This window comes from Ralstonia sp. ASV6, from assembly GCF_016429285.1.
Classification (GTDB): Bacteria; Pseudomonadota; Gammaproteobacteria; order Burkholderiales; family Burkholderiaceae; genus Ralstonia; species Ralstonia flaminis.
The window spans coordinates 40,461-49,728 of the sequence record NZ_JAELUI010000023.1 but is presented as its reverse complement, the minus strand read 5'-3'; the positions used below and the strand labels follow the sequence as shown (position 1 = coordinate 49,728).

The 9,268-nt window shown below is 64.2% G+C and carries 13 protein-coding genes and 1 pseudogene; 9 read left to right on the top strand and 5 right to left on the bottom strand.

Annotation, left to right across the window (positions count from 1 at the left end):
• The 5 genes and pseudogenes from JHD73_RS06630 to JHD73_RS06610 all read left to right on the top strand — a co-directional run.
• Positions 1-179, top strand: a pseudogene (locus tag JHD73_RS06630) (ABC transporter substrate-binding protein); the annotation flags it as partial.
• 145 nt (positions 180-324) lie between these two features.
• The gene (gene hslV, locus JHD73_RS06625; RefSeq protein WP_199029004.1) at positions 325-861 is read left to right on the top strand and encodes an ATP-dependent protease subunit HslV; all 537 of its coding nucleotides are present in this window, start codon (positions 325-327) and stop codon (positions 859-861) included.
• Positions 862-887: 26 nt separating this feature from the next.
• The gene (gene hslU, locus JHD73_RS06620) at positions 888-2,219 is read left to right on the top strand and encodes an ATP-dependent protease ATPase subunit HslU (protein WP_199029002.1); all 1,332 of its coding nucleotides are present in this window, start codon (positions 888-890) and stop codon (positions 2,217-2,219) included.
• Between the two features lie 213 nt (positions 2,220-2,432).
• On the top strand, positions 2,433-3,047 hold the full coding sequence (locus JHD73_RS06615) for a hypothetical protein (RefSeq protein WP_199029000.1): 615 nt from the start codon (positions 2,433-2,435) through the stop codon (positions 3,045-3,047).
• A 71-nt stretch (positions 3,048-3,118) separates the two neighbouring features.
• The gene (locus JHD73_RS06610) at positions 3,119-3,322 is read left to right on the top strand and encodes a CsbD family protein (RefSeq protein WP_199028998.1); all 204 of its coding nucleotides are present in this window, start codon (positions 3,119-3,121) and stop codon (positions 3,320-3,322) included.
• A gap of 35 nt (positions 3,323-3,357) precedes the next feature.
• Here JHD73_RS06610 and JHD73_RS06605 read toward each other — a convergent pair whose 3' ends face one another.
• Together JHD73_RS06605 and JHD73_RS06600 are read right to left on the bottom strand one after the other, a co-directional pair.
• Positions 3,358-3,936 carry a response regulator transcription factor gene (locus JHD73_RS06605; RefSeq protein WP_199028996.1) on the bottom strand — a complete coding sequence of 193 codons (579 nt, stop codon included), beginning with the start codon at positions 3,934-3,936 and terminating at the stop codon, positions 3,358-3,360.
• A gap of 42 nt (positions 3,937-3,978) precedes the next feature.
• Positions 3,979-5,325, bottom strand: coding sequence for an ATP-binding protein (locus JHD73_RS06600; RefSeq protein WP_199028994.1), 1,347 nt, complete (start codon positions 5,323-5,325; stop codon positions 3,979-3,981).
• Between the two features lie 144 nt (positions 5,326-5,469).
• Here JHD73_RS06600 and JHD73_RS06595 point away from each other — a divergent pair, with 144 nt between their 5' ends.
• Together JHD73_RS06595 and JHD73_RS06590 are read left to right on the top strand one after the other, a co-directional pair.
• Entirely contained in the window at positions 5,470-5,964 is a 495-nt protein-coding gene (locus JHD73_RS06595) for a copper chaperone PCu(A)C (RefSeq protein ID WP_199028992.1), read from the top strand.
• 48 nt (positions 5,965-6,012) lie between these two features.
• Positions 6,013-6,228 carry a hypothetical protein gene (locus tag JHD73_RS06590; RefSeq protein ID WP_199028990.1) on the top strand — a complete coding sequence of 72 codons (216 nt, stop codon included), beginning with the start codon at positions 6,013-6,015 and terminating at the stop codon, positions 6,226-6,228.
• On the opposite strand, the gene JHD73_RS06585 is transcribed toward JHD73_RS06590, so the two are convergent.
• From JHD73_RS06585 to JHD73_RS06575, 3 genes are read right to left on the bottom strand one after another with little or no spacing between them, the layout of a single operon-like run.
• Positions 6,229-6,456, bottom strand: coding sequence for a cysteine-rich CWC family protein (locus tag JHD73_RS06585; RefSeq protein ID WP_199028988.1), 228 nt, complete (start codon positions 6,454-6,456; stop codon positions 6,229-6,231).
• Entirely contained in the window at positions 6,453-6,668 is a 216-nt protein-coding gene (locus tag JHD73_RS06580; RefSeq protein WP_199028986.1) for a zf-HC2 domain-containing protein, read from the bottom strand. Before JHD73_RS06580 ends, JHD73_RS06585 begins: the two co-directional genes overlap by 4 nt.
• 21 nt (positions 6,669-6,689) lie before the next feature.
• Positions 6,690-7,283, bottom strand: a complete 594-nt coding sequence (locus tag JHD73_RS06575; protein ID WP_199028984.1) for a sigma-70 family RNA polymerase sigma factor — start codon at positions 7,281-7,283, stop codon at positions 6,690-6,692.
• A gap of 173 nt (positions 7,284-7,456) precedes the next feature.
• Here JHD73_RS06575 and argB point away from each other — a divergent pair, with 173 nt between their 5' ends.
• Both argB and JHD73_RS06565 read left to right on the top strand, forming a co-directional pair.
• On the top strand, positions 7,457-8,389 hold the full coding sequence (gene argB, locus JHD73_RS06570; protein ID WP_021196928.1) for an acetylglutamate kinase: 933 nt from the start codon (positions 7,457-7,459) through the stop codon (positions 8,387-8,389).
• On the top strand, positions 8,389-9,264 hold the full coding sequence (locus tag JHD73_RS06565) for a pyrimidine 5'-nucleotidase (protein ID WP_199028982.1): 876 nt from the start codon (positions 8,389-8,391) through the stop codon (positions 9,262-9,264). Before argB ends, JHD73_RS06565 begins: the two co-directional genes overlap by 1 nt.
• The last annotated feature ends 4 nt before the right edge of the window (positions 9,265-9,268 follow it).

Genomic DNA, 9,268 nt, shown 5'->3' with positions numbered 1-9,268 from the left:
TGCAGACCATCGACGACCCCCAGCGCGAGAAGCTGCTGCAGGAAGCCACGGAAATCGGCATGCGCGACTACGGCGTGATTCCGCTGTACTTCAACATCAACGTGTGGGCCGCGCGCAAGGGCTATACGGTGGTGCCGCGTCTGGATGAGCGCACCTACGCTTTCGACGTCACGCACTGACGATCCTAAAAGGGATGCGCGGCGCACAAAAATTGTGCGCCGCTGCGCAAATCAGGCTTGAAATCCTGGGGGCTGACGTCAAGTATGGAACTCTTTGACCGGCCCGCGGTGGGCCGGCTCAGGCTGGACCCCAAGGAACAAGCGCATGGAACAGTATCACGGCACCACCATTGTCAGCGTGCGGCGCGGCAACCAAGTTGCGCTCGGCGGCGACGGCCAAGTCACGCTGGGCAATATCGTGATGAAGGGCACCGCCCGCAAGGTGCGCGCCATCTATGATGGCAAGGTGCTGGTTGGCTTTGCCGGCGCCACCGCCGATGCGTTCTCGCTGCTCGACCGCTTCGAAGCCAAGCTGCAGAAGCATCAGGGCAATCTGCTGCGCTCTGCAGTCGATCTTGCAAAAGACTGGCGGACCGACCGCGCCCTGCGTCACCTGGAAGCGATGTTGATCGTCGCGGACCGTGAAGCGACGCTGATCATCACCGGCAACGGCGACGTGCTGGACCCGGAAGGCGGTATCGCCGCGATCGGCTCGGGCGGTTCGTACGCGCAATCGGCCGCCAAGGCGCTGATGGAGAACACCGACCTCGGCCCCCGCGAGGTGGTGGAGAAATCGCTGAAGATTGCCGGCGAACTCTGCATCTACACCAACACCAATTTCGTGATCGAGACGCTCGAGTAAGCGGTCTCGCTCTGCACAGGATTCCCATGTCTGAAACCATGACGCCGTCGGAAATCGTTTCCGAACTCGACAAGCACATCATCGGCCAGCAGAAGGCCAAGAAGGCCGTGGCCGTGGCGCTGCGCAACCGCTGGCGCCGTCAGCAAGTGGGCGACCCGCTGCGCCAGGAAATCACGCCCAAGAACATCCTGATGATCGGCCCGACCGGCGTGGGCAAGACCGAGATCGCCCGCCGTCTGGCCAAGCTGGCCGATGCGCCGTTCATCAAGATCGAGGCGACCAAGTTCACCGAGGTGGGGTATGTCGGCCGCGACGTCGACACCATCGTGCGTGACCTGGCCGAGATGGCCATCAAGCAGACGCGCGAATCCGAGATGAAGAAGGTGCGCGCCAAGGCCGAAGATGCAGCGGAAGACCGCCTGCTCGACGTGCTGATTCCGCCGCCGCGCGACATCGGTTTCTCGCAGCCGGAAGAGAAGGATTCCAACGCGCGCCAGGCGTTCCGCAAGAAGCTGCGCGAGGGTCAGCTCGACGACAAGGAGATCGAGCTCGAAGTATCGGCCGGCACCCCCAGCATGGACATCATGGGCCCGCCGGGCATGGAAGACATGACGGAACAGATCCGCTCGATGTTCGCCGGGCTGGGCCAGGGCAAGAAGCATCGCCGCAAGATGAAGGTGGCCGAGGCCTTCAAGCTGCTGATCGACGAAGAGGCCGCCAAGCTGCTGAACGAAGACGAGCTCAAGCACAAGGCCGTTGCCAATGTCGAGCAGAACGGCATCGTGTTCCTGGATGAGATCGACAAGATCGCCAGCCGCAGCGAGTACGGCGGTGGCGAGGTGTCGCGTCAGGGCGTGCAGCGCGATCTGCTGCCGCTGGTGGAAGGCACGACCGTCAACACGAAGTACGGGATGATCAAGACCGACCACATCCTGTTCATCGCGTCGGGCGCGTTTCATCTGTCCAAGCCGAGTGATCTGATCCCTGAACTGCAGGGCCGCTTCCCGATTCGCGTGGAGCTGGATTCGCTGTCGGTGGACGACTTCCGCGCGATCCTTACGCAGACGGACGCGAGCCTGACCAAGCAGTACCAGGCGCTGATGAAGACGGAGGGTGTCGATCTTGTGTTTGCGGATGATGGCATCCGTCGCCTGGCCGAGATCGCCTGCGCGGTCAACGAGAAGGTCGAGAACATCGGTGCGCGCCGCCTGTACACGGTGATGGAGCGTCTGCTGGAAGACCTGTCGTTCCACGCGCACAAGTCGTCGGGCGAGACTGTCACCATCGACGCCGCGTATGTCGATGAGCGTCTGAACGAGCTGTCGGGCAACGAAGATCTGTCGCGCTACGTGCTGTAAGCGTGTAAGCAACGCATCCCACATGCCCTGCGGGCCGCATCGGAAACGATGCGGCCCGTTTTGTTTGGGCGCTCGCCAGCCCAGGCGCAGCAAGGATTTGCTCAGGATTGCCTGGGGGCAGGCCCGTTATCTGCTGAGCAAGGGATGCCGCAAAGACAATGCGCGCCGCGCACCTCGCGTGCGTGATGCCAATGACGACAAGGAGAGAAGCATATGAAATCGATCCAACGCCTGACCCTGTGTTGCGTGCTCGCTTGCGCCCCGTTGGGCATCGCTCACGCTCAGCTCACGCCTGCGCCAACTGGGCCCGCCGGGGCATCCACGTCCAACGACACCAAGCGCGCGGCGTACGACAGCGCCGTCAAGCAGGCCGACTCCGACTACAAGGCAGCCAAGGACAAGTGCGATGCGATGAAGGGCAATGCGCGTGATGTCTGCCGAGCGCAGGCCAAGGGCGACTACAGCGTTGCCAAGGCCAACGCCACGGTCGACCGCGACGGCACCGAAGCCGCCCGCAACCGCGCTGCCAAGGAACGGGCCGAGGCCGACTACGGCGTCGCCAAGACCAAGTGCGATGCCATGAAGGGCAACGACAAGGACAGTTGTGTCAAGGATGCCAAGGCCGCCTACACGCGTGCCAAGGGTGCTGAAGACGTGAGTCACGCCAAGGCGACCGGTACCGCCAAGGACGTCAGCGAAGCGCGCCGCGATGCCGCCAAGGACACCAACGACGCCAACTACAAGGCAGCCAAGGAACGCTGTGACGCCATGTCGGGCGATGCCAAGACGACGTGCCAGAACGACGTGGCCGCCAAGTTCAAGAAGTAAGCCGCACGGAAGTTTTTACACGGGCGGCCTGCGGGTCGCCCCCGCTTTGTTCCAACCGCAACGGAGGTCGTATGAACTGGGATCAGATCGAAGGCAAATGGGAGCAGGCCAAGGGCAAGGTCAAGGAGCAGTGGGGCAAGCTCACCGACGATGACCTGACCATCATCCGCGGCAAGCGTGACCAGCTTGCCGGCAAAATCCAAGAACGCTATGGCTACACGAAGGAGCGTGCCGAAGACGAACTCAAGGCGTGGGAGCGCGATACGCGATGGTGATGCGCCAGCGCTGACACGCCGGGCGGCTGTTCGCCTTACTTGGCGACCGGCCGCTTGCCCAGCTTGCGCTGCAGCGTGCGCCGGTGCATATTCAGCGCCCGCGCGGTGGCGGAGATGTTCCCGCCGTGCTCGGCCAGGACGCGCTGGATGTGCTCCCACTCCAGCCGTGCCACCGACAGCGGTGCAGGGTTCTCCATGGTCTGCTCGGCCACGGCCTCGGATACGCCCACTTGCAGCGCCAGCAGGATCGAATCGACGTTCGCGGGTTTGGCGAGGTATTCATCGGCGCCGAGCTTCACTGCCTGCACGGCGGTCGCGATGCTCGCGTAGCCCGTCAGGATCAGCATGCGCGCGTCGGGCAGTGCCTGCCGCAGTGGAGCGATCCAGTGCAGGCCGGAATCCGTGCCGCCGTGGGGCATCAGGCCCTTGTCGCTGGCGGCCAGGTGCAGGTCCACTGTCACATAGGCAAAGCGCGTCTGGCGGGCCAGCGACAGTGCCTCGCCGCCGGTATGGGCGATCTGCGGAGCAAAGCCGCGACGTGTGAGCGCACGCGCCAGGGTTTGCGCAAAAACGTCGTCGTCGTCGAGGATCAGGAAGGGGGCGGGTTGTTGCATGTGGATCTCCAGGCCGCAGGGGCCGTGTTGGAGCGGTCGCTCTTATGTGAATAGGGTGGGCGCGCCGATGATGGGGGCGGCCGATTCTTCCTTCGGACCGCCAACCGGCAGCCGGAGTTCGGCAATCGCGCCTTGCGGTGGGTTGGGGCGCAGCACCACGGTGCCGCCCAGGCGACGTGCCGTGGTTGCGGCCAGATAGACGCCGATGCCGTGGCCACCGTGCTTGCTGCGCACCGGCGTGCGGCCCAGCGACGTGCGCAGGTCTTCCGGCAGGCCAAGGCCGGTATCGATGATGGACAGCACGATCTGCGGTGGGGCCTCGCGCAGCGCATCGGGGGTGGCGTCGATCTTGACGGTCAGCAGCAGCGGCACCTGGTCGCGTTTGGCCTGTTGCTGGCTGCGTGCAGCGTTGTCGAGCAGGATGGTGAGGATCTGGCCCACATAGACGGGATCCAATTCCACCGCCTGCGCGGCCGGCGAGCTTTCCGTGTGCAGACGGATATCCGGGTGGCGCAATTGCCAAGTCTGCGTGAACTCCGGCAGCCATTGGCCGAGTGGCTCGGGCGCGCCATCATTGGGTTTGCGCTGCAACCGGGCGAGCGCGGCGCGGCACAGTTCGAGCTGCTGCTCGATGGCGCGCAGGTCTTCCTGGTAAGGGGCGAGCGGCGAATTGGGCTGCTTCGCGTCGTGCTGCAGCTCACCGGCGATGACCGCAACTGTGGATAGAGGCGTGCCCATCTCATGCGCCACACTGGCGCCTTGCGACATCAACGCCTCAACGCGCTGATCGCGCAGCAGGCGTTCGCGCGCTTCTGTCAGCTCGGCGTCGCGCTCACGCAGTGCGGCGGACAGGCGCGCCGTGAAGCCGGCAATCATTGCGCTACTGGCCACGAAGTCGATCCACATGCCGGCCAGGTGATACGGCACCGCATCGGCCTGGTTCAGCAGGTTCAGCGGGATGTAGTTGCCGAGCATCATGCTGTAGGCCGCCAGCGCGTACAGCGTCAGGCCCACCACGTGGGCGATCGGCAGCAGGGCTGCAGCAATCGCCAGTGCAGGCAGGTAGAACGACACGAACGGGTTGGTCGCGCCACCGGTGAAGTACAACAGCGCGGAGAGTGCCGTGAGGTCCACCAGCAACTGGATGGTGATTTCGATAGGGCGCACCGGCCGTTCGCTGCGCATGCGCAGGCCCGTGGCCAGGTTGAACAGCGCGTGCAGGCCCATCACCATGAGCAGGGGCACCACCGGTAACTGCACGCCGAAGACCTGCGGCGCCAGCAGCATCAGGATCAGCTGGGTGGCGAGCAGGCTCCATCGCAGCCAGAACAGGCGGCGTAGACTGGACGTATCCAGCAGTGGTGCGGCAAGAGACAGGGTCGAAAGCATGAAGGAGAAGTGTAAACGCGGGCACCGCGCCGTTTCGGGTGCCGCGATGCGTCAATCAGCCGCACAATTGTGCACCCAACGTACCTTGCCGCGAGCCCTGTGCTTTAATGCGCAGCACGTTTGTCCCGACAGGAGCCTTTCATAATGACGTCCCGATCGATCCGTACTTCTGCCCGTCTGGCCGCCCTGGCCGCTGGTTTGCTGGTCAGCGCTGCTGCCTTTGCCCAGGTTACGGTGCAGGACGCCTGGGTGCGCGGCACCGTGCCGGGCCAGACTTCCAGCGGCGCGTTCATGACGCTGCAGTCCACCGATGGCGCCAAGCTGGTCGGCGTGTCGACTCCGGTGGCGGGCACGGCCGAGATTCACGAGATGAAGATGGAGGGCGACGTGATGCGCATGCGCGCAGTGCAGTCGCTTGACTTGCCCAAGGGCCAGGTCGTGCAGCTCAAGCCGGGCGGCTATCACGTCATGCTGATGGATCTGAAGCAGCCGCTGGCCAAGGACGCCACCGTGCCCATCACGCTCAAGGTGGAGCTGGCCGACAAGCGCGTCGTTGAGCAGAAGGTCGAGGCCAAGGTGCGCGACCTGACCGCCGGCAACATGCCTGCCATGAACCACGGTGGTGAGCACAAACATTGATGGCGCGCGGCGGGTGCTGCTGCGGGCCGACCGAGACTGAGAGCCGACATGGCTAACAAGACGCTGAGCACTCGCCAGAAATTCACCTTCCGCATCGAGCCTTCCACCAAGGCTGGCACCGCGCGTCCGCGCAACCTCCTGGTGCCGCTTGCCCGCGGCCGCAAGGCCGGCGCCCACACCGAGGGCGGTCACGCAGAGCGCCAGCGCGGACGGGCCGACGTCCGACGCGCATTGCGCACATTGGACGACGACGGTAAAGACTGATCAGTTCGATTCCGACGCCGTTCGCACTTGTGCGATCGCTTTGCGCAGGCATTGCTTACAGCGGCAGCCCTGTCCGGGGTGCCGTGCACTGGCAGGCAGTTTCTCTTCCGTCATGCACCAGCAGGTCGCATCCGGCTGCGTACCGTTGCCGATGGCACCGCAACGCAGTGCCACTCCGCAGATCGCGCAGGCGGTGTTGGCCTCAGGTGCATTGATTGACGCGTTCACGGGCGCCCGCCTCCCGCATCATCGTCCTGACCCAGACGGTGCATCGCCTGGCGCAGCACGCCCATCTGATGCGAGAAGCGCGTACATGCATCGCACGCAAACAGGTGCACACGCAGGCGCAGGCGTTCGCCCGTTCCCAGCTCGCGGTCCATCCTGCTCACCAGTACACGGTGCGCTTCCTTGCAGGTGAGCATTCCCCAACGGTTCGGCATGTTGTTCCTCTGTATCGCGACTTAGGCGGCTGCGGGCTGGTTGCCGAACCAGTGCAGATCCAGGCACTCGCGCAGACGCATGCGGGCGCGGTACAGCAGCGCCCAAGCATTGGTCGCGGTGATCTCCAGTTCCTGACAGATTTCATCGGTTTCCAGCTCTAGCCACTCGCGCATCATGAATACGCGCCCCACGCGCGGCGGCAGGCGGTCGACGCACATCTGCAGGATGTCGAAGAATTCCCGCCGCGAGAGCGCCGCATCCGGGTCGCCCCAGTCGGTGGGCGGGCTGAGGTAGTGACCATCAGCGGCGAAGAGTGCATCGAAGACGGCTTCGTCGGAACGCTGTTCGCCGTCATCCGACGCACCACCGGCGAGCAGCGAGACGCGCACTTCGCGCCGCCCCGAGCGGATCTCGTCGATGATCTTGTGCTTGAGAATGCCGATCACGTACGTCTTGAGCGAGGCGTTGCCGGCATAGCGCTCGGGGTGCTCCAGCACGGCCAGGATGGTGTCGGCGACCACATCTTCCGCGAGCGCCGTATCGCGCAACTGCAATTGCGCAAAGCGCTGCAGGTGCGGGCGCAGGGCGTCGAGTTGATCAGGGGCGATGGCCATGTGTGTGGAGTGTTTTCTGTCGGCAACGGTTGCTTTGGGCGCGCAAGATATGCCATCAGACTGTGCCGGCTTTTCTTGTAAAATCGCGCCTGCCGAAAATGGGCTGCAACGCTTTTGTGTAGCAGGCGACATTCGGCGCTCCATCATACCCGCCCAATCCGGATGTCTCCGACATGAACGCTTCTGTTGCTGCTGCCCCCGACCCTGCTGGCCTCGACCCCGAACTCGCGCACATTGCGCCGCCGGTGAAGGCTGAGATTCTCGCGCAGGCCCTGCCCTACATTCGCAAGTTCCACGGCAAGACCATCGTCATCAAGTACGGCGGCAACGCCATGACGGAAGAGAAGCTCAAGCACGGCTTTGCGCGCGACGTGATCCTGCTCAAGCTGGTCGGCATGAATCCGGTGGTGGTGCACGGCGGCGGCCCGCAGATCGACGAAGCCCTGAAGAAGGTCGGCAAGCAAGGCACCTTCATCCAGGGCATGCGCGTGACGGACGAAGAGACCATGGAAGTGGTCGAATGGGTGCTCGGCGGCGAAGTCCAGCAGGACATCGTCATGCTGATCAACCAGTACGGCGGCCAAGCGGTCGGCCTGACCGGCAAGGACGGTGGCCTGATCCGCGCCAAGAAGCTGAAGATGCCGGACCGCGAAAAGCCGGGCGAATTCATCGACATCGGCTTCGTGGGCGACATCGAGACCATCAACCCGGCCGTGGTGAAAGCGCTGCAGGACGACGCGTTCATCCCCGTCATCTCGCCCATCGGCTTCTCCGATGAAGGCCAGGCCTACAACATCAACGCTGACGTGGTGGCCGGCAAGATGGCCGAGATCCTGAAGGCCGAGAAGCTGGTCATGATGACCAACATCCCGGGCGTGATGGACAAGCAGGGCAACCTGCTGACCGACCTGTCGGCGCGCGAGATCGATGAGCTGTTTGCCGACGGTACGATTTCGGGCGGCATGCTGCCGAAGATCTCGTCCGCGCTGGATGCCGCAAAGAGCGGCGTGAACTCGGTGCACATCGTCGATGGTCGTATCGAGCACTCGCTGCTGCTGGAAATCCTGACCGAACAGGCGTTCGGCACGATGATCCGCTCGCATTGATGCGCCGCACCCGGGTGGCTCAGGCGCGCCGCGCGCACGCCTGGCCACGCGAGGTGGTGGCTCCAACGCCACCCAAGCAACAGCCCGTCTGGCTGTTCGACCTCGACAACACCCTCCACCACGCGTCGCACGCGATCTTTCCGCAGATCAACCGGCTGATGACGGCCTATGTGGCGCGCGTGCTTGGCACGGATGACGCCACCGCCAGCGAGGTGCGCGTGGACTATTGGCGCCGCTACGGTGCCACCATTCTCGGCATGGTCCGCCACCACGGCGTTGACCCCGACGACTTCCTTGCCCAGGCCCATACGTTTGATGACCTGCGCGCCATGGTGCGCGCCGAACGCGGCCTGGCCCAACTGCTGCGAGCGCTGCCTGGGCGTAAGATCCTGCTGACCAATGCCCCTGTTGCCTATGCGCGCGAGGTGGTGCGGCTGATTGGCCTCAAGCGCGCGTTTGCCCGGGAGATTGCCGTTGAGCACATGTGGGTGCACCGGCGTCTGCGCCCGAAGCCCGATCCGCTGATGCTGCGCCGGCTGCTGGCGCGTGAGCGCATTGCGCCGTCGCGCGCCATCCTCGTGGAAGACACGCTTTCACACCTCAAGCGCTACCGCAAGCTGGGCATCGGCACCGTGTGGGTGACGGGCTATCTCCGGCGCATGGCGCCTGGGGTGGTTTCGCCGTCTTCGGCGCTGTCATCGCAATCGGCTGCCGAGGCTTTGCATCCAATGCAAGCGGCGGCAATGGGCGCCCGTGCAAATTCGCCACATCAGCCGGCCGCCGCACCGATTTTGTTCGCCAACCGGCCCGGCTATGTCGGCGTGAAAGTAAAATCGGTGCTTCAACTAAAACGAAGGCTTGTTCGACGCGGCTAGGCTG

What these genes read in the sequence shown, in the direction of transcription:
- hslV (WP_199029004.1), top strand. Translation starts at nt 325, where the DNA reads ATGGAACAGTATCACGGCACCACCATTGTCAGCGTGCGGCGCGGCAAC.
- hslU (WP_199029002.1), top strand. Translation starts at nt 888, where the DNA reads ATGTCTGAAACCATGACGCCGTCGGAAATCGTTTCCGAACTCGACAAG.
- JHD73_RS06615 (WP_199029000.1), top strand. Translation starts at nt 2,433, where the DNA reads ATGAAATCGATCCAACGCCTGACCCTGTGTTGCGTGCTCGCTTGCGCC.
- JHD73_RS06610 (WP_199028998.1), top strand. Translation starts at nt 3,119, where the DNA reads ATGAACTGGGATCAGATCGAAGGCAAATGGGAGCAGGCCAAGGGCAAG.
- JHD73_RS06605 (WP_199028996.1), bottom strand. Translation starts at nt 3,936, where the DNA reads ATGCAACAACCCGCCCCCTTCCTGATCCTCGACGACGACGACGTTTTT.
- JHD73_RS06600 (WP_199028994.1), bottom strand. Translation starts at nt 5,325, where the DNA reads ATGCTTTCGACCCTGTCTCTTGCCGCACCACTGCTGGATACGTCCAGT.
- JHD73_RS06595 (WP_199028992.1), top strand. Translation starts at nt 5,470, where the DNA reads ATGACGTCCCGATCGATCCGTACTTCTGCCCGTCTGGCCGCCCTGGCC.
- JHD73_RS06590 (WP_199028990.1), top strand. Translation starts at nt 6,013, where the DNA reads ATGGCTAACAAGACGCTGAGCACTCGCCAGAAATTCACCTTCCGCATC.
- JHD73_RS06580 (WP_199028986.1), bottom strand. Translation starts at nt 6,668, where the DNA reads ATGCCGAACCGTTGGGGAATGCTCACCTGCAAGGAAGCGCACCGTGTA.
- JHD73_RS06575 (WP_199028984.1), bottom strand. Translation starts at nt 7,283, where the DNA reads ATGGCCATCGCCCCTGATCAACTCGACGCCCTGCGCCCGCACCTGCAG.
- argB (WP_021196928.1), top strand. Translation starts at nt 7,457, where the DNA reads ATGAACGCTTCTGTTGCTGCTGCCCCCGACCCTGCTGGCCTCGACCCC.
- JHD73_RS06565 (WP_199028982.1), top strand. Translation starts at nt 8,389, where the DNA reads ATGCGCCGCACCCGGGTGGCTCAGGCGCGCCGCGCGCACGCCTGGCCA.